Source organism: Chitinophaga sp., from assembly GCF_039596155.1.
In the GTDB taxonomy this organism is placed as follows: domain Bacteria; phylum Bacteroidota; class Bacteroidia; order Chitinophagales; family Chitinophagaceae; genus Chitinophaga.
Genome location: NZ_JBCNKF010000006.1, coordinates 89,827 through 107,957 on the forward strand (window position 1 = coordinate 89,827; position 18,131 = coordinate 107,957).

Genomic DNA, 18,131 nt, shown 5'->3' on the forward strand with positions numbered 1-18,131 from the left:
TAATTTCCAAACAATATTGCAAAATGCTTAATGCCTACACCGCATTAAGCATTTTGCTTTTATATCGGTATCAACTTTTTCCTTTACTTTTATATCACACCACTTTAAATCATGATCATGCGCAATGTTCCCCTGTTGCTGCTTGCATTGGCAGTTGTCTTCGCATCGTGTAATCACGAAGGTAAACGTAAACGCCAGCGGGCAAGAGATACCAGTCATTATACCCAGAAGGACTATATTGATCTCACCCTCGATAGCAACGCTGTGAATTCATTTTTACAACACGATTCCAGCAATGCTTCATATATCCGTAACTTTTACAGACAACGGAACTTTCACTTTGCCTGGATCGGTAACGATGGACAACTCACCGAACAGGCAGGGAACTTCATCAACCTCATGAAATCTGATGCTGACTTTGGACTGAACGATAGTAGCATTATCAGTCGTCCACTGCGCGATGTTTACGATACCCTTATGATGGAGGGAGGTAAACTGAAGCCCGGAGATAAAGCTGTTTCCCAGATCGAACTGTCGCTCACTGCCCAATTTTTTGCATACGGCAATAAAGTATGGGGCGGCCTTACCTCCGATACAGCCAAAGATCTTGAATGGTTCATTCCACGCAAACAGATTGATCTGCAAGGCCTGCTGGACTCTATGATCACCCGTCCTGCCAACGCGTTCGAAGAACCCGTGAACATCCAGTACAAACTGCTGCGGAATAAACTGAAACAACTGGCCTCCCTGGAAAAAGAACCATGGGACTCTCTCCGGGCTACGGAAAAATTATATAAGCAAGGTGCAACAGCGCCCGTTATTGCCGGTGTAAAACATCGCCTGTACCTGTTAGGCGACCTGACGGCTGCTGATACCTCTGCCGTATTTACAGCAGCACTCGATACCGCCATCCGCAACTTCCAGGATCGAACAGGGCTGAAAATTGATGGTACCATTCAGGCACCTTTATTGCGTGCTTTGAATGTGACACCCAAGCAGCGTATTACACAGATACTTATTAACATGGAGCGCCTTCGCTGGGTACCGGCTTCTCCGCCATCCACCTATCTGCTGGTAAATATTCCGGCCTTTAAACTGTATGTATATGACAGCAGTAAAGTAGATTGGAGCTGTAACGTTGTAGTAGGAAAACCGGGGGCAAACACGGTTATCTTCAGCAATGAAGTGAAATATGTAGTATTCGCTCCATACTGGAATGTACCTCCCGGCATTTTAAAGAACGAAGTGCTACCTGCTATGCGCCGTAACAGCGGTTATCTGGCCCGCAATCATATGGAGGTGGTAACAGGCAACGGTCAGCCTGTAAGCGCCGGATCTATCAACTGGAGCAAAGCTTCCATCTCCAATTTCCCATATATCATTCGTCAGTTGCCAGGCGGCTCCAATGCATTGGGTAAAGTGAAGTTCCTCTTTCCGAATGAATACAATATATACCTGCACGATACACCATCAAAGGGATTATTTGGCGAAAACAAACGTACTTTCAGCCATGGCTGTATCCGGGTTGCTGAACCGCAGCATCTGGCAGAATGGTTGCTCCGAAATGATTCCAGCTGGAATAAATCAAAGATTGTAGAAGCAATGAATGGAAGTAAAGAGAAATTCGTAACGCTGAAACAAAGAGTACCGGTGTATATTGGCTATTTCACTGCATTTGTGGATAGTGAGGGCAGACTCAATTTCAGAGATGATGTATATGGCCATGATGCAAAACTGGCCACCACCTTATTTGGCACAAAGGCTGACTTATAAAGTCAGCCTTTGGCTTACATATTACTTACTGGCGATCACAGAGATCTCCACATGTACATTCTTTGGCAAAGCAGCTACCTGCACAGTTTCACGGGCAGGAGCATAACCGCTGAAATAACTACCATAAGCTTCGTTAATTTTACCGAAATCATTCATATCGGTGATGAAGATGGTGCTCTTCAGTACATCGCTGAATTCCATACCAGCAGCGTTCAGAATTGCCTTTACATTCTGCATCACCTGGTGGGTTTCTGCAACGATGTCTTCAGTTACCAGCTGATTGGTCGCTGGATTGATCGCAATCTGTCCAGATGCAAACAGCATATTGCCTGTCAGTATTGCCTGGTTATATGGGCCTATAGGAGCAGGCGCGTTCGGCGTATTGATGATCTGTTTTTCCATAGTGTAAAAATAATTAGTTATTAATTAATAGGTTTGCGAAAATTTAGCCCATGACTATCCTGATTATCGGAGATGAGCAAAATTTTATAGCGTTACAGCGCAAAGGAAGCCTGGCTACACATACGGTAGAGCAGGCTGATGACCTGAAAGGGCCGGAGGTGATGCAGGGCAAAGACCTCGTCATCGATCTGGAGTTCGATGAACACCCTGACAATGCAGCTGTTTACGCACAATTTCCGACTATTCCCGTGCTGGCAGGGGTAGTAAAAACCTCACTGCAGGCAGTGAATTCTAAATATGGTTGTACCCTTATTGGTTGCAACTTTTTACCCGGGTTCATTGAAATGCCGGTAACGGAAATCTCCCTGCTGGAAGATGCACAGCAACCTGTGTTAACTGCTATCATGCAGCAACTGGGATGGGCGTATGAACTGGTGCAGGATGCCGTGGGCATGGTCACTCCCAGGGTAGTATGTATGATCATCAATGAAGCCTATATGGCAGCTGAAACCAATACAGCTTCCAGGGAAGATATTGACGTCGCGATGAAACTAGGTACCAACTATCCCATGGGACCTTTTGAATGGAGTAAAAAAATCGGGATCAGACAGGTATATGAAGTACTGGCAGCAGTTCACACAGCTACCGGCAATCCACGGTATATGATCAGTGAATTATTGAAAAAAGAAGCTACTAATAATTAGATAATGGCATTAATACTCAATATCGATACGGCTACGAATATAGGATCTGTATGTCTCTCCAGGGATGGACAGGTAGTACAGACCCTTGTCAATGATCAACAGCAGGATCATGCTGCGACCATGACACTGTTTATTCAGCAGTTAATGCAGGAGCATCAGGTAACACCCGCACAGCTGGATGCCATTGCTGTAAGTGCAGGGCCTGGATCCTACACCGGATTAAGGATAGGAGTGGCCACCGCCAAAGGATTATGTTATGCCTGGGAAAAACCGTTAATAGCCGTTTCCACACTTCAACAAATGACTCAGGGAATGTTTTCTCAAACCAACGATGAGGACTCCTTATATGCCCCCATGCTGGATGCAAGAAGAATGGAAGTGTATACCGCTGTATACACAGCACAGCTGGATGAAATATTACCCCCGCAGGCATTGATTTTAAGTCCTGCATCCTATGCTGATCAACTGGCAGATAAACGCGTCTTTTTCTTTGGAAATGGTAGTGAAAAATGGCAGCCGTTACTGGGCGAAAACCCGCATGCTACATTTTTGCCATATACAATGAATGCAGAACATATGGTACAATTGGCAGAAAAAGCATTCCGGAACGGCACATTTGAAGACGTAGCATATTTCAGTCCGTTCTACCTTAAACCCTTCCACACAACAATGAAGAAGTAAGTACTCATACTGTCATAACCTGCTTGTTTAGCCCCCTAAAGCCATCTTTTTAACCTTAAAAAGAAGCGTAATCTTCACATTTATTCAAAATAGTGTCATGAAATTGTCAAATTACGTTTAATTGGCAAGTAAACGCCTTCTATATATTAAAAAATAAGGTATAGAAGTTTTTTTTATTACGACTAATATTATATTTTTGTATAAATCGATACCCGGTTATTGTTTTCTAACAAGTTATGGGTTTACTGTCCGTTGATCCCTTTCATTTCATCATTTTTTAAAACTATTATGCGATGGAAAAAACATTATTAACGACCTCTTCTAATACTCTTATTATTTCTAGAGGTACCAATGAAAAAGACCAAATTAAATTGGATTACATTGCCGTTAAGAAGGCAGCTATGGTATTGCGTGCAATCAATCATAAGCTGCGCCAGCAAATGATTAAGCTGCTGGAAGATCACAAAAAAATGACAGTGACTGAAATCTACGTTAAGCTGCGTTTGGAGCAGTCAGTAGCTTCACAGCATCTGGCTATTCTTCGTCGTGCCGGCATTGTGATTACCGAGAGAGATGGTAAATTCATTCACTATACGATTAACAAGGCTCGTATAGCAGAAGTTGCCAAATTCGTAGAAGAGCTGGTAGGCTAATTATGGTTTTGGTTATTGCTCAGCTGAGTACAAAAAATATTGGGGCCTAACTAAGAGTGAATTATGCTGAGAACTTTTAGTTAGGCTCAAATTTTTGTTGGAGAAGCACTTATTTGTAGTGATGGCTCAGTAGCATTGTAAAAAAACTTTCAACATCATTCCGGTTATGATTCATAACGGGTTGATGTTTTTTTGCTATACATATCTGTTTAGCATTCCTAATATGTTCTCTCCTCATACCCCTGGTACTTCCTGCTTTATTATCCGTAAATTTGCAGGAAATCAAAGACCAAATGTTTGTAAAGCAACTGTATACTAATTGCTTATCGGAAGCTGCCTACTTTATTGAGTCGGAAGGTGAAGCCGTTGTGATAGATCCCCTGCGGGATATAGATGCATACCTCGACCTCGCTAAAGAACGTAATGCTACCATAAAGTATATCTTCGAAACTCACTTCCATGCTGATTTCGTATCAGGTCACCTGGAGCTGGCAGCAGCTACACAGGCACCCATTGTATATGGGCCTGAAGCTGTAACAAGCTTCCCTATTTACAAAGCCAAAGATGGAGAGGTGTTCAATATCGGAAAACTGCGCCTGCAGGTGATCCACACTCCCGGTCATACACTGGAATCTACCTGTTACCTGCTGCTGGATGAAAATAACCAACCTGCCAGCCTGTTTACAGGTGATACCCTCTTCGTCGGCGATGTAGGTCGTCCTGACCTCTTCAGTGGTAATCTGACCAAAGAAGAACTGGCGGGTCTGCTATACGAATCACTGAATAATAAGATTAAAACCCTGCCTGACAACGTAACCGTTTATCCTGCTCATGGGCCGGGTTCTTCCTGCGGCAAGAACCTGGGGCCGAATACCTTCAGTACCCTGGCCGAGGAAAAAGCGAACAACTATGCACTCCTGGCCAATGATAAAGCCTCTTTTATTGCAGAAGTAACTGATGGTCTTGCTACTCCTCCGTCTTATTTCCCGATCAATGCACGCATTAACAAAGAAGGTTACGATGCGCTGCAGGAAGTGATGGGAAAGGCAAATCAGCCACTGAGCGTAGCCGCTTTTAAGGCGAAAGTGAAAGAAGGTGTTGGCATCCTGGATACCCGCCCTGCTACTGAATTTGCAAACGGATTTGTACCAGGTTCCCTCAGCATCGGTCTGGAAGGCAGGTTTGCAGAATGGGCAGGCAGCCTGCTTAACTTTGAACAGGACATCGTATTGGTAACGACTCCTGGCCAGGAAGAAGAGACAATCATTCGTCTGGCCCGTGTCGGCTTCGATCATGTAGTAGGGTACCTGCAGGGTGGCTACGAAGCATGGATTGCCGCCGGCGAAAAGCACGACATGATCATTAACGTGGAACCTGATGAACTGGCGATGGACATTCCACATGATCCTAACCTGGTAATTGTGGATGTTCGTAAACCTGCCGAGTTTGCCGATGGTCACATCAAGGATGCGATCAACCTGACCCTCAGCGATATGACTGATCCCGGTAACCTGGGTGATTTCGATGAAAATCATAACCTGTATGTACACTGTCAGGGTGGCTATAGAAGCATTATTGCCTGCTCTCTGCTCAAGAGAGAAGGTATTCACAACCTGCGCAATGTAGAAGGTGGGTATAACAACATGAAGGGTACAAATGGACTGGAAGTTGTGAAAGAAACGAACGTGTTGAATTAATACATTTATTGCCAGATAATTAAAAAAGGACCATGCTACCCACATGGTCCTTTTTTTTATACACGGGAGGTATGCTTTTTGACCAACAATATGCAAAAAAACAGTACTTCCTATGGGCAAACAATTACAAGGACAGGTGGCACTGGTCACCGGCAGCAGTACAGGGATCGGGGCTGCCATTGCAGTGGCTATGGCTGAAGCCGGTGCCTCAGTGATCATTAACTTTCATAGTGACAAAAGCAAGGCAGATGCTGAGAAAATCCTGGATCAGATTAAATCTGCCGGAGGGGATGGTTTCGTACATCAATGTGACATCAGTAAGGAAGAGGAAGTGCTGACCATGTTTTCAGCCATCTTATCCCGCTACGGTACGCTTGATATTGTGGTTCCCAATGCAGGTATTCAGGAGGATGCCCCCTTCCTGGAAATGACCCTGGATCAGTGGAATGCCGTGATCGGTACAAACCTGACAGGACAATTCCTTTGTGCACGCGAAGCCGCAAAGGAATTTAAAAGAAGAGGTGTACAGGCATCCCGCTCCAAAGCTGCCGGAAAAATCATTTGTATGAGTAGTGTGCACGAAGTTATACCCTGGGCCGGCCATGTAAATTATGCAGCGAGCAAGGGCGGCGTGAAGTTACTCATGCAATCTATGGCACAGGAATTGGCTCCCTATAAGATAAGAGTGAACAGCCTGGCCCCCGGCGCGATCAAAACACGCATCAATAAAGATGCATGGGATACCCCGGAAGATGAACAGAAATTATTGGAACTCATCCCTTACGGCAGAATAGGAGCCCCTGAGGATATCGCTAAAGCGGCCGTGTGGCTGGCAAGTGATGAGAGCGATTATATGACAGGTACGACCTTGTTTATTGATGGTGGAATGACCCTTTATCCCGGCTTTGCCGACAATGGATAATGCATTTTAGTAATTAAAAAATTTAACCATGAATCGTAAACCTTTATTGATGGCCGCCAGCATGCTGGCGGTTACCAGCCTGTATTCATGCCAGCCCGGAGATGATACCGTCAGGCTGGCCGTAATTGATAAACTGAATAATTCACCCGGTGTTTCAGCCGAAGTAAAAGATGGCGTAGTTGACCTGAACGGAGAAGTCCCCAATGACAGTGCAAAGGTAGCAGCAGAAGATGCCGTGAAACATGTAAACGGTGTGAAGGCGGTCAATAACAACATTATGGTGGAACCAGTTATACCACCGCCACCACCAATGCCGGACGATTCCGGCGTTCATCAAAGCGGACAACAATAAATAAATAGCTAAAACGAGAGCGCTCCGGCCAGGGGCGCTCTCGTTTTTATGCACGTGACTACAGTGTTATAACGTTGCTATAACGTCACCATAAGTACACCAAAAGGGCACTTCAATATCAATTGGATATTGAAGTGCCCTTTTGGTGATGTATTAGTACTCATTCGATGTAGTAGTGGTCCTATTGCTACCATATAAAAAGGGAAGCGGTCTCTCACTCATGAATGAGAGACCGCTTCCCTTTTATCTTCCTATTGTTTTTATTGCTCGTTATAGCGATGTTTCCACCTTCTGTGGCTCCATACCCACACGTCAGGTTGTTCCAGGATATTTTTCTCCAGGTACCGTACAAAAGTTTCTGTCACTTTACCTTCCGGTTCCTGTTGCGGATGGTCGAATGCCAGTTTCAGGGTAGCATGATAGTAGCCTCTTTTCACTTTTCTGATGTCTACAAATACGACGGGCGTATCATTTCTTCTCGCTGTCATCTCCGGGCCTTTGTAGAATGCTGTCATTCGGTTCAAAAATGGAAACCAATAGCTGCGCCGTGGGTTGCCGGGATTCTGGTCTGCTACCAGGGCTATGAGGTGCTGTTTATGCTGCCAGGGGGCCATTGCCTCCTTGATGTCATTTGCCGGAATCAGCACTGTTCCTGATTGCTCGCGAAAGTGCCGAAAAAAACGATCCGCCGGCTTGTTGGTAAGCGGCATGTACACCACCAGAAAAGGAAAACCTACCCTTTGCATGCAAAATACATTGGCCCATTCCCAGTTGAAATTATGGCCTAAATGCAGCTGACAACTTTTTCCCTGTGCATAGAGGTCATGCAATACTGTCAAATCGCATTTAAAGCGTTTTCCCAGCGACTTTTTGCTCATGGTCAATAGTTTGACTGTCTCCACAGTCATATCCGTCAGATTGCGGTAGTAACTTCTTGCCAGTTTTGTAATCTCTGCCGGGGATTTTTCAGGGAAAGATTGCCGGAGATTATCAAATACAATCTTTTTCCGGTAGCCTACCAGGTAGTAAATAATGAAGTATAACCCATCGCTGATGAGGTATAACAGCCACAATGGCAATATTGAAATGGCGTATGTTAGTGCCAGTATTAAATAGTACATCTCTTCTTAGCAACAAATTCTATAACACAATGTTTTGTACCAGCGCGCTCTTATTTGGATAGTCGGTATTGAAATGAAGTCCCCTGCTTTCTTTACGGAAGGAAGCGCTTTTTACGATCAGATAACCTACTGTGATCAGGTTACGTAACTCACACAACTGGGGAGATACCTCGGTTTTCTCGTATAAGCTTTCTGTTTCCTCATGCAGTATATCCAGCCGGCGTATCGCTCTTTGTATACGCTCATTGGTACGCACGATACCCAGGTAGTCACTCATGATCTGCTTCAGTTCTTTCAGACTCTGGGTGATGAGGATCATTTCTTTTGGAGCGGTGGTGCCTGCTGCGTTCCAGTCAGGTACATTTTCTTTGAATGCGATTGAATTGATCCTGTCTACAGCTGTCAGGTAGCAACGGTGTGCAAATACCATGGCTTCCAGCAGTGAGTTCGAAGCAAGGCGGTTAGCACCGTGTAGTCCGGTGCTGGAACATTCACCGCATGCATACAGGTTCTGAATACTGGTACAACCGTGTTCATTGACCTTGATGCCTCCGCAGCTATAGTGGGCAGCAGGTGCTACTGGTATCATATCTTTCTTCACATCGATACCGGAGGCCAGGCATTTTTCATAGATATTCGGGAAGTGGTGAATGAACTTCTCCATATCCATATGGCGGCAATCGAGATAGACATGTTCTGTACCGGTGATCTTCATCTCACTGTCTATAGCTCTGGCTACGATATCGCGTGGAGCAAGGGAGAGACGTGGATCATATTTATGCATAAAGTCTTCGCCGTGAATATTGCGCAGGATACCTCCATCACCGCGCACTGCTTCTGTAATCAGGAAGGCATTGTTCACACCTGGCTGATAGAGGGCGGTGGGGTGGAACTGGATGAACTCCATGTTCTCTATTCTGCCTTTTGCGCGGTATACCATCGCCACACCATCGCCGGAGGCTATAGATGGATTGGTGGTGCTGCGATACACCTGCCCGTTGCCACCGGTGGCCAGGAGCGTAATGCGGCTCAGGATCTTTTCTATCTTATTGGTAAGGAGATTCAGTACGTATACCCCGTAACATTCTATGTCAGGTGTGGATTTAGTCACCAGGTAACCGAGGTGATGCTGGGTAATGAGATCTATCACAAAGCAGTGGGTGACCAGTTCGATATTTGGGTGCTGTCGCACAGCTGCCAGCAAGGCTCTTTCTATTTCATAACCGGTAATGTCCTTGTAGTGGATCACCCTGAACTCTGAGTGGCCCCCTTCTTTACCAAGGGAAAATTCACCACCCGGATTCTTGTCAAAGTTAGCCCCCCATTCTATGATTTCGTTCACCCGCTCCGGCCCTTCCTTCACTACGATCTCCACTATCTTTTTGTTGCATAGGCCATCTCCGGCAATCAGCGTATCCTCAATGTGCTTGGCAAAACTGTCATTCTCAAGGTCATTCACTACGGCTACGCCACCCTGGGCATACTTTGTATTCGTTTCGTCTTCCTGGGTCTTAGTGATGATGGTGATCTTTTTATCTGGACAGGCACCTGCCACTTTGAGCGCATAGGTTAATCCTGCGATGCCGGAACCGATCACTAAAAAGTCTGTCTGTTGCATAATAACTCGTCTAGCGAATCAAATGTACGGTATATTACCGGATTGTTACCTGATTGCATCAGCAGGCGTGTTGCAGATAGATTGATCCCGGGAATTGTATGACCTGTGAGGTTCGCTGAAATACCTGCAGGGAACCGGAGCCTCGCCGGTGATTGGCAATCAACTTACCTGTAAGGGGGTGCCCTGCTTTTGCCAGATATAGCGGGTAGCACCATAGACGAGGCCGTAATTGGCCAGGGCGTAGCAAAACACGCTTAGCGAAGGATGGGCTAACGCCAGTGCACCACCGGCTATCAGGAATGTGATGCCAGCCAGGCAATACCAGCCATGGGGCTGTTCCCTGAGCCGAAAGGCATGCATGACCGATTGAAGCGCTATAGAGGCAGTAAACATACAAAGCACCACCTGCCACACCATACCATATGCTTCTAACCGGGGGAGGAGGTAGAAAAAGATCGCCAGTCCCAAGGCCTCCGTCAGGAAAATAAATGCCCATTTACAGGTAGGCAGCGGATAATTGGTATACCGGATCTTTAGAAAAAAGGCTATATAGACAAGGTGAACTAAAGGGATAGCAGCGACAGCAGAAAGGTGGACATAAGGTAGACTCGTGATGGTTAATCCTATGATTAACAGCACTCTAAGGATAGTCGGGGTGAAGCGGGTCCCTTTTATGAAAAATACCACCGATAAAATGGTCAACAGTACCAGGGAAAGCTGCATCAAAAAGTAGGAATTGATGATACAACCCCAAAGCAGTACAGGCATTAAGCCCCAATATACACTGGTAAAAGTAACCGGTTTCATGCGGCAAAAATATGATTTTACACGGTAGCCAGGATTACATTAAATGTCGTACCATGATTACTGGTGGTATCTACCTTCAATTGTCCGCCATGCAGCTGAATGATTTGTTGGGAGAGACTGAGTCCTATACCACTACCTTTTCGCTTGGTTGTATAGAAAGGTATGAATATCTTATTGATCGCATCTGCATCTATTCCGGGGCCGTTGTCAGCAATGGCAATACAAACCTGGTTGGGCGTAGTCATGGTAGCTGTAAGCCTGATTTCAGGATGAGCAGTTTGCTCCAGTGCATCCATGGCATTTTTAATCAGGTTAATGAGCACCATTTGCAACTGGGCACTGTCTGCATGAATTTCGGCACCGGCAGATTCTACTTCACACTGGTAATAGATCCCTGCCTGCTTAAGATCTGATTGCAACAGATTGCTCACGACCGTGATCAGCTCCTTGATATTGACATCTGTGAACTGGGGTTTGGGCAGGGCGGTATAATCCCGGTAAGCATTCACAAAGTTCATAATACCTTTACTCCGGCTTTTAATCGTTTCCAGGGCTTCCATCAGATCTGTAATGGCCTCCTGCTGGTGGCTGTCCGGCGCTATATCCTGCTCTATGATATCCTGCATGGTACTGATGAGAGAAACGATAGGCGTGACAGAATTCATGATCTCGTGGCGAAGGATCTTGGTCAGGTTTTGCCAGGCTTCCAGCTCTTTTTGTTGCAACTCTGCATGGATGTTCTGCAGGGAGATCAGTTTGACCAACCGGCCCTGCAGGCGAACGGTCGCAGCCTGGATGGACAGTTGTTGTTCACTACGGGTGCGATACAGGATCTTATTGCCGGAGTGAACCTGAAGCAGCAATTCAGGTAAATCAGGATGTGCTGTTTTCAGCTCCGAAATATTGCGTAGCCGGTAGATCCCCAATAACTTGAAGGCGGCCGGGTTGATCAGTTCTATTCTTCCTTCCGCATCGAAAGACAGTACACCGATACTGATATGCTGTACGATGGTATCGATATACTTCAGGTTGGCTTCTTTTTCAGCCCTCGTTTGTCTGAAGGCTTCCAGTACTTCGTTGAACTGGTAGTTGAGTGCCTGAAAGCTTTTGCCCATTTTATTATCGGCACTGAACCGGATGGAAAAATCTTCGTAGCGGATGGACTCCAGAAAGAGTGTCAGCTTCCTGTTGATCCTGTTCATATAGTAATACATTCCATAGATCTGTATGCAGATCAGGGCGACAATCGCCAGCCCTGGAATAGGTCCCAGGATTCTCCATACCTCTACACCGGCAATGGTGCTGGCAGTAAGCAGGAGTATGCGCAGGAATATATTGACGCTGAACCGGTTCATTTAGATATTATATTTTTCCAGTCTTCTGTAGAGTGCTGCTCTGCTGAGGCCCAGTTCCCTGGCGGCTTCTGTGATATTGCCATTGCATTTTTTCATGGCCTGGGTAATGATATTGCGTTCCATCTCTTCCAGGTTATAGCCGGTATTCAGCTGGGTTTCCTGTACGGGGTTTTTTACGAATACATCTTTCGCCTGCAATACCTTGCCTTGTGAGAGGATAACAGCCCGTTCCATAGCATGTTGCAGTTCACGGATATTACCTGGCCAGTCATATTGTAATAATTGCTGAATGAGGGATTCATGCAGGCTACTCACCGGGCGTTTATATTTAGTACTATATACCTGCAGGAAGTGTTCGGCAAGGGCGATAATGTCTTCCTGCCTTTCTCTGAGTGGTGGCAGCTGAATTTCAATCGTATTAATGCGGTACAGTAAATCCTGCCGGAACAGATACTGTGCTGCCATCTGTTGAATATTACGATTGGTGGCACAGATCAGCCGTACATCTACGGGAATGGCCTTGTTACTACCCACCTTGGTGACAGACCTGTTTTGCAGTACAGTGAGCAACTTAGCCTGTAAGGGTAGCGAGATGTTCCCGAGTTCGTCTAAGAAGATCGTTCCTTTGTTGGCTTCCTCAAATCTGCCTACCCTGTCTTCGCGGGCATCGGTAAAGGCACCTTTCACATGGCCAAACAATTCACTTTCAAAAAGGCTTTCGCTGATGGCACCCAGGTCGACACTCACAAAAGGATTGTTGGTACGGTGGGAGAGCTGGTGAATATGCCTGGCCAGCATATCCTTGCCTGTACCATTTTCACCGAGTATGAGTACGTTGGCGTCTGTGCCGGCTACCCTTGCGGCTGTATCTAATACTGCCATCATTGCCGGACTATTGCCGATAATCGCATTATTATTGTTGGTGACCGGGGCAGGAGGGGCCACTTTTTCCTTTTGCTGGTGTTTTTTATTATAAGCAGCCTGCATGGTGGCCAGGAGCTTCTCATTTTCCCAGGGTTTCAGTACAAAATCGGCTGCCCCTGCCTTGATGGCCCTTACTGCCATCTCTACGTCTCCATAAGCGGTGAACATCACTACAGCCGCTGTAGGCTGTATGTCCAGGATCCTGTCCAGCCATTCAAAACCTTCCTTACCGCTACTCAGGTCACGGGTGAAATTCATGTCCAGCAGGATCACGTCGTATTCGAAGTTAGATACCAGGTATGGGATCTTTTGCGGATTGCGTTCGAAATCTACCTGACCAAAATGGCGTTTCAACAGCAGACGTGCTGCACGCAATACGTCCATATCATCATCTACTATCAATATTTTACCAGGCAGTGTTGTCGTAGTCATAACCAATTAAATAAATATAAAGTTGATAGAACTCCGCAAACAATGTTCCCGACAATAAGTAATAAGGGTAGACGACTGCGGATGTGGCCACTGGCAATATTATAAAAAGATTTCGGTTTTTGGCAGTACTGGTGCCGGATTGAGGGAAAGTGTCCGGAATTGGACGTGCAGTGTGCGGTACAGGACGATTTAGCTGGAGGTTGCGCTGTGAAATGCTTTGCTGGTAAAGGATTCCCGGCTTTGGCATGCCGGTTGTCTTATTCGGAATGCAAGTTTAGCACATTCACCTATGGATAGAAAAATAGAAAAGAAATACTGGTCAAAGAAAAGGATTACCCTGGTAAGTGGAGGCGCAGTAGTAATATTGTTGCTGGCCTATAACCTGATCTTTGCTGATCACCGCTCTAAGTTAAATGTAGAGAAGGACAAGATCACTATTTCTAAAGTTACCCGGGGTACTTTCGATCAGTATATCGCTGTTACGGCTGTCGTATTGCCATTGAAGACCATTCGTCTGGATGCCATCGTAGGAGGGTATGTAAGCCAGAAATACCTGGAAGGTGGAAGTACGGTAAAGAAGGGAGACAGTATTCTCCGGCTTGAGAACCAGAATATGATGATGGAGTTTGTCAACCATGAAACAGAAATATACCGCCTGATCAATGAGCTGCAAAATACCCGGCAAAGTTTAAAGCAAAACCGTTTCACTATGCAGCAGACACTTTCGAAACTGGATTATGATATCGATCAGGCCAAAGACCTGTATGATCGTAACAAGCAGCTTTTTGATGAAAAGGTTGTAGCCCGCCAGGATTATATCAAATACAAACTGGATTATGACAGATTGGTCAAGCAAAAGCAGATCGAAATAGAGAGCCAGAAATTCCAGGAAGATAATGCCAGGATCCAGATTGAAAGACTGGAATCTACTATTGCCCGTACCCAGCGTAACCTCCAGATGATGAAGGATAACCTGAACAACCTGGTACTGAAGGCGCCTATTGATGGTCAATTGTCATCGGTAGATGCAGAAGTGGGAGGTAGTATCCAGGCCGGCCAGAACATCGGCCAGATTGATGACCTGGATGGTTTCAAGATGAGAGCTGAGGTGGATGAACATTATATTTCAAGGGTGTTTCCCGGGCTGAAAGCCAGCTTTGAATTCAACAACAAAAACTACGACCTGGTTATTATCAAGGTATATCCTGAAGTAAAGAACGGCCGCTTTAATATAGATATGAAGTTTGACAAAGAAACACCTGACGGCATACGCAGAGGACAATCCTCTCCTATCCGCCTCGAATTAGGTAAATCTTCAGCAGCTCTGCTGTTGCCGGTAGGTGGTTTCTTTTCTGACACAGGTGGTAACTGGGTGTACGTAGTCGATAAAAGTGGTAAACGTGCTGTAAAACGCAACATTTCCCTGGGCCAGAAAAACCCGCAGTTCTTTGAGATCCTCGAAGGCCTGCAGGAAGGTGAACAGGTGATCACTTCATCCTATGAGAATTTTGGAGATAAAGAAGTATTAGTATTTTAATAATCAAAACAACCGCAATGATACGTACAGTTAATCTGCAAAAAATATTTACCACGGAAGAAATAGAAACTTCGGCGCTCAATGGCATCAACATGGAAGTAAAAGACGGTGAGTTTGTCGCTATCATGGGGCCTTCAGGTTGTGGCAAGTCAACTTTACTGAATATCCTAGGGTTGCTGGATAACCCTTCTGGCGGAGAGTATCACTTCTGGGATCATGAAGTAGCCAGGATGAGTGAAAGGCAACGTGCACAGTTGAGAAAAGGTTCTATCGGATTTGTATTCCAGAGTTTTAACCTCATCGATGAACTGACTGTATTTGAAAATGTAGAATTGCCGCTCCTGTACCTGAAAGTACCTGCCAGCGATCGTAAAAAGAAGGTAGAGGAAGTATTGGAGCGTATGAATATTATGCATCGCCGCAACCACTTTCCGCAACAGTTGTCGGGTGGTCAGCAACAGCGTGTGGCAATTGCCCGTGCAGTAGTTGCCAAGCCTAAGATGATCCTGGCCGATGAGCCTACCGGTAACCTCGATTCTACCAATGGGGAAGAAGTAATGAAGCTGTTGCAGGAGCTGAATGATGCCGGTACAACGATGATCATGGTCACACACAGCCCTTACGATGCAGGGTTTGCACACCGTGTAGTTAACCTGTTCGATGGTAAAGTAGTCACTGAGAACATCAAGGAACAGTTTCACGTTTAAACTTAACCACACATGCTTAAGCATTATTTCAGAGTTGCCCTCCGTCACCTGAGGCGGCAACAGGTCATCACGGTGATTAACATACTGGGACTGGCGATTGGTATGGCATGTTGTATGTTGATCGTATTATTCGTGAGAAACGAATATGGGTTTGATAATTTTCATCCCAACGGTAACAACATATATCGTGTTACCAATAGCTTTACAAAGGCGGGTGAAACCAATTATGGTTCCAATACGCAGTGGCCGGTAGCACCCTACCTGAAAAATGAAATAAGCGATATCAAAGCATCCGTACGTATCATGAATATGGGTACTGCATTGTATACTTTTCAGGATAAGCAATATGTAGATCCTGTAGCCTATGCAGATGCCGGTTTTTTCACCCTGTTTAATTTCCCGTTGGTAAAAGGCAACGCCGCAACAGCCTTACAGGACCCATATACCATGGTTGTTACCGAGAAGATTGCAAAGAAATATTTCGGAAACAATGATCCTATCGGTAAAATACTGAAGGTAGATAACCAGTTTGATTGTAGAATAACTGCTGTGGCAAAAGATCTGCCACTCAATACCGATATTGGAAAAGACATCGTTTTATCCTACGCTACCTTTGAACAGCTGGTTAAAAAAGATGGTAGTTCAATGGAGCAATGGTATAACTTTAATGACAACACCACGTTCATACAATTGGCTGACGGTGTGAGTCTGCATAAGATGGAAACCCAGCTACAGGGATTTACAGACAGGCATGTCAAAGCAATTGCCAGTTCGCTGGGCGAAGTCTTTGGCTTGGATCTGCAGCCATTAGCCAATATACATTTGCACCCCTATGGTGATAAAAACAAGCAGGACAATGCCTATTTACTCTATATCTATATCGTTATTGCCATCGTCATTATCCTGATCGCCTGCTTCAACTTCATGAACCTGATCACAGCCAGGGCCAATGAAAGGGCTATTGAAGTAGGGGTGCGGAAAGTAATGGGGAGCGAGCGCCGGCAGCTGGTTATACAATTTATGTCGGAAGCCGTGTTATTAACAACGATTTCCTTTGTGCTGGCTATCCTGCTTGCATTATTATTCATGCCATGGTTTGATAAAATCACAGGCAAGGAATTCGAGCTCTTTACCTGGAGCAATCTTCCCTTCCTCGGATATCTTTTTGCGATGTCTATAGTCGTGGGATTGTTGTCTGGCAGTTATCCTGCACTCTACCTTTCCGGTTTCCTGCCAGTGGCTGTGCTAAAAGGCGGATTTAAAACCGCTGGTTCCCGGGTTTGGATCAGGAAGACATTAGTGATCGCACAGTTTTCAATTGCTATTATTCTGATTGTGGCAACGATCGTGGTATATAGTCAGTTGCGCTACTGGCAAAATAAATATCTGGGATTTGATAAGGAGAGACTGGTGACCGTAAACATTTCTTCAGAAAGCGCTAAAAAGGCTGCCAAAGTAATAAAAGAAGAGTTGTTAAGGCAGCAGGGAATTCAACAGGTAACAATGTCCAATACCGCTATGGGCAGGTATGTTGGCGCTGTAAATCCAGTAGTAAAAGAAGGCGACAGTGAAGATAAATCAATTGTAACCAGCGTGATCATAGGCGACTTTGACCTGTTGAAAACACTGGATATAAAATTGACGAAAGGGCGTGATTTCTCAACTGGCTTTGCAACGGATAGTAACAATTCCTTTATCGTAAACGAAGCAATGGTGAAAGCCATGAATATGCATGATCCCATTGGTCAGCGCATTAAATGGTTGCCTGGATTTACTGAAAGGAAAGGAGAAATCATTGGTGTAGCAAAGGACTTCAATTATTCTACGCTTACAAACCCGGTATCTCCAGCTATATATATCGTGCAAGATGGTGGTTTTAGTGTTATGAGCATCCGGTTATCAAAAGGCGGTGACCTCACGAAGCAGGTAGCGGATATTGAAAAAGTCTGGAAGAAATATGTTACAGATTATCCCTTATCCTATTCCTTTGTGGCAGATGATCTGGCGCGTCAGTATATCAATCAGGACCGGCTGGCATCTTTATTTGGCACCTTCTCAATGCTTGCCATCGTGATCGCCTGTATGGGATTGTTTGGACTGAGCATCCTGATAGCCCGGCAGCGTACCAAGGAGATTGGTATTAGAAAGGTATTAGGTGCTTCTACCACAAATATTACCAGGTTGCTTTCACAGGATTTTATGCAACTGGTTTTGATCGCATTGCTCATCGCTGTTCCGGTATCCTGGTACCTGATGAACCAGTGGTTGCAGGACTTTGCCTATCGCATTGATGTAGAGTGGTGGATGTTTGTAATAGCAGGCTTCATGGCTATGATTATTGCATTATTTACGATTAGTTTTCAGTCAGTGAAAGCAGCATTGAATAACCCCATAAAATCATTAAGAACAGAATAAAGATATGTAAGTCGTTACGTTTTAAAATGAC

General features: G+C 45.2%; 16 protein-coding genes. 10 read left to right on the plus strand and 6 right to left on the minus strand.

The genetic code is table 11. The features are described from left to right. The first annotated feature begins 117 nt into the window (after window positions 1–117). Window positions 118–1,773, plus strand: a complete 1,656-nt coding sequence (locus ABDW33_RS07765) for a L,D-transpeptidase family protein (RefSeq protein ID WP_343689494.1) — start codon at window positions 118–120, stop codon at window positions 1,771–1,773. Window positions 1,774–1,794: 21 nt separating this feature from the next. Here the strand turns inward: ABDW33_RS07765 and ABDW33_RS07770 are convergent, their stop codons facing one another. Beyond that, window positions 1,795–2,175, minus strand: a complete 381-nt coding sequence (locus ABDW33_RS07770) for a RidA family protein (RefSeq protein ID WP_146968297.1) — start codon at window positions 2,173–2,175, stop codon at window positions 1,795–1,797. A 50-nt stretch (window positions 2,176–2,225) separates the two neighbouring features. On the opposite strand from ABDW33_RS07770, the gene ABDW33_RS07775 reads away from it, so the two are divergent. From ABDW33_RS07775 to ABDW33_RS07800, 6 genes are all read left to right on the plus strand, one after another. Then, a complete protein-coding gene (locus ABDW33_RS07775; RefSeq protein WP_343689495.1) occupies window positions 2,226–2,879 on the plus strand; it encodes a 3-hydroxyacyl-CoA dehydrogenase family protein in 654 nt (217 codons plus the stop codon). Window positions 2,880–2,882: 3 nt separating this feature from the next. Beyond that, entirely contained in the window at window positions 2,883–3,560 is a 678-nt protein-coding gene (gene tsaB / locus ABDW33_RS07780; RefSeq protein WP_343689496.1) for a tRNA (adenosine(37)-N6)-threonylcarbamoyltransferase complex dimerization subunit type 1 TsaB, read from the plus strand. A gap of 293 nt (window positions 3,561–3,853) precedes the next feature. After that, on the plus strand, window positions 3,854–4,213 hold the full coding sequence (locus ABDW33_RS07785; protein WP_146968294.1) for a metalloregulator ArsR/SmtB family transcription factor: 360 nt from the start codon (window positions 3,854–3,856) through the stop codon (window positions 4,211–4,213). Between the two features lie 293 nt (window positions 4,214–4,506). Further along, the gene (locus tag ABDW33_RS07790) at window positions 4,507–5,910 is read left to right on the plus strand and encodes an MBL fold metallo-hydrolase (RefSeq protein ID WP_343689497.1); all 1,404 of its coding nucleotides are present in this window, start codon (window positions 4,507–4,509) and stop codon (window positions 5,908–5,910) included. Window positions 5,911–6,022: 112 nt separating this feature from the next. Then, on the plus strand, window positions 6,023–6,832 hold the full coding sequence (locus ABDW33_RS07795; protein WP_343689498.1) for an SDR family oxidoreductase: 810 nt from the start codon (window positions 6,023–6,025) through the stop codon (window positions 6,830–6,832). A 28-nt stretch (window positions 6,833–6,860) separates the two neighbouring features. Further along, a complete protein-coding gene (locus tag ABDW33_RS07800; RefSeq protein ID WP_343689499.1) occupies window positions 6,861–7,184 on the plus strand; it encodes a BON domain-containing protein in 324 nt (107 codons plus the stop codon). Between the two features lie 260 nt (window positions 7,185–7,444). Here ABDW33_RS07800 and ABDW33_RS07805 read toward each other — a convergent pair whose 3' ends face one another. From ABDW33_RS07805 to ABDW33_RS07825, 5 genes are all read right to left on the minus strand, one after another. Beyond that, window positions 7,445–8,305, minus strand: coding sequence for a lysophospholipid acyltransferase family protein (locus tag ABDW33_RS07805; RefSeq protein ID WP_343689500.1), 861 nt, complete (start codon window positions 8,303–8,305; stop codon window positions 7,445–7,447). 19 nt (window positions 8,306–8,324) lie between these two features. After that, window positions 8,325–9,923, minus strand: a complete 1,599-nt coding sequence (gene nadB, locus ABDW33_RS07810) for an L-aspartate oxidase (RefSeq protein WP_343689501.1) — start codon at window positions 9,921–9,923, stop codon at window positions 8,325–8,327. A 159-nt stretch (window positions 9,924–10,082) separates the two neighbouring features. Beyond that, on the minus strand, window positions 10,083–10,730 hold the full coding sequence (locus tag ABDW33_RS07815; protein WP_343689502.1) for a hypothetical protein: 648 nt from the start codon (window positions 10,728–10,730) through the stop codon (window positions 10,083–10,085). A 17-nt stretch (window positions 10,731–10,747) separates the two neighbouring features. After that, window positions 10,748–12,085: an ATP-binding protein gene (locus ABDW33_RS07820; RefSeq protein ID WP_343689503.1), complete on the minus strand. Its 1,338-nt coding sequence runs from the start codon at window positions 12,083–12,085 to the stop codon at window positions 10,748–10,750. After that, window positions 12,086–13,441, minus strand: coding sequence for a sigma-54 dependent transcriptional regulator (locus ABDW33_RS07825; protein WP_343689504.1), 1,356 nt, complete (start codon window positions 13,439–13,441; stop codon window positions 12,086–12,088). A 289-nt stretch (window positions 13,442–13,730) separates the two neighbouring features. Here ABDW33_RS07825 and ABDW33_RS07830 point away from each other — a divergent pair, with 289 nt between their 5' ends. The 3 genes from ABDW33_RS07830 to ABDW33_RS07840 are packed head-to-tail and all read left to right on the plus strand — an operon-like array spanning window position 13,731 to window position 18,100. Next, the gene (locus tag ABDW33_RS07830) at window positions 13,731–14,978 is read left to right on the plus strand and encodes an efflux RND transporter periplasmic adaptor subunit (RefSeq protein WP_343689505.1); all 1,248 of its coding nucleotides are present in this window, start codon (window positions 13,731–13,733) and stop codon (window positions 14,976–14,978) included. A 17-nt stretch (window positions 14,979–14,995) separates the two neighbouring features. Next, window positions 14,996–15,685: an ABC transporter ATP-binding protein gene (locus tag ABDW33_RS07835; protein WP_343689506.1), complete on the plus strand. Its 690-nt coding sequence runs from the start codon at window positions 14,996–14,998 to the stop codon at window positions 15,683–15,685. A gap of 12 nt (window positions 15,686–15,697) precedes the next feature. Then, window positions 15,698–18,100, plus strand: coding sequence for an ABC transporter permease (locus ABDW33_RS07840; RefSeq protein ID WP_343689507.1), 2,403 nt, complete (start codon window positions 15,698–15,700; stop codon window positions 18,098–18,100). Window positions 18,101–18,131: the final 31 nt, after the last annotated feature.

Coding starts and splice junctions, on each gene's coding strand:
- ABDW33_RS07765 (WP_343689494.1), top strand. CDS start 118: ATGCGCAATGTTCCCCTGTTGCTGCTTGCATTGGCAGTTGTCTTCGCA.
- ABDW33_RS07770 (WP_146968297.1), bottom strand. CDS start 2,175: ATGGAAAAACAGATCATCAATACGCCGAACGCGCCTGCTCCTATAGGC.
- ABDW33_RS07775 (WP_343689495.1), top strand. CDS start 2,226: ATGACTATCCTGATTATCGGAGATGAGCAAAATTTTATAGCGTTACAG.
- tsaB (WP_343689496.1), top strand. CDS start 2,883: ATGGCATTAATACTCAATATCGATACGGCTACGAATATAGGATCTGTA.
- ABDW33_RS07785 (WP_146968294.1), top strand. CDS start 3,854: ATGGAAAAAACATTATTAACGACCTCTTCTAATACTCTTATTATTTCT.
- ABDW33_RS07790 (WP_343689497.1), top strand. CDS start 4,507: ATGTTTGTAAAGCAACTGTATACTAATTGCTTATCGGAAGCTGCCTAC.
- ABDW33_RS07795 (WP_343689498.1), top strand. CDS start 6,023: ATGGGCAAACAATTACAAGGACAGGTGGCACTGGTCACCGGCAGCAGT.
- ABDW33_RS07800 (WP_343689499.1), top strand. CDS start 6,861: ATGAATCGTAAACCTTTATTGATGGCCGCCAGCATGCTGGCGGTTACC.
- ABDW33_RS07805 (WP_343689500.1), bottom strand. CDS start 8,305: ATGTACTATTTAATACTGGCACTAACATACGCCATTTCAATATTGCCA.
- nadB (WP_343689501.1), bottom strand. CDS start 9,923: ATGCAACAGACAGACTTTTTAGTGATCGGTTCCGGCATCGCAGGATTA.
- ABDW33_RS07815 (WP_343689502.1), bottom strand. CDS start 10,730: ATGAAACCGGTTACTTTTACCAGTGTATATTGGGGCTTAATGCCTGTA.
- ABDW33_RS07820 (WP_343689503.1), bottom strand. CDS start 12,085: ATGAACCGGTTCAGCGTCAATATATTCCTGCGCATACTCCTGCTTACT.
- ABDW33_RS07825 (WP_343689504.1), bottom strand. CDS start 13,441: ATGACTACGACAACACTGCCTGGTAAAATATTGATAGTAGATGATGAT.
- ABDW33_RS07830 (WP_343689505.1), top strand. CDS start 13,731: ATGGATAGAAAAATAGAAAAGAAATACTGGTCAAAGAAAAGGATTACC.
- ABDW33_RS07835 (WP_343689506.1), top strand. CDS start 14,996: ATGATACGTACAGTTAATCTGCAAAAAATATTTACCACGGAAGAAATA.
- ABDW33_RS07840 (WP_343689507.1), top strand. CDS start 15,698: ATGCTTAAGCATTATTTCAGAGTTGCCCTCCGTCACCTGAGGCGGCAA.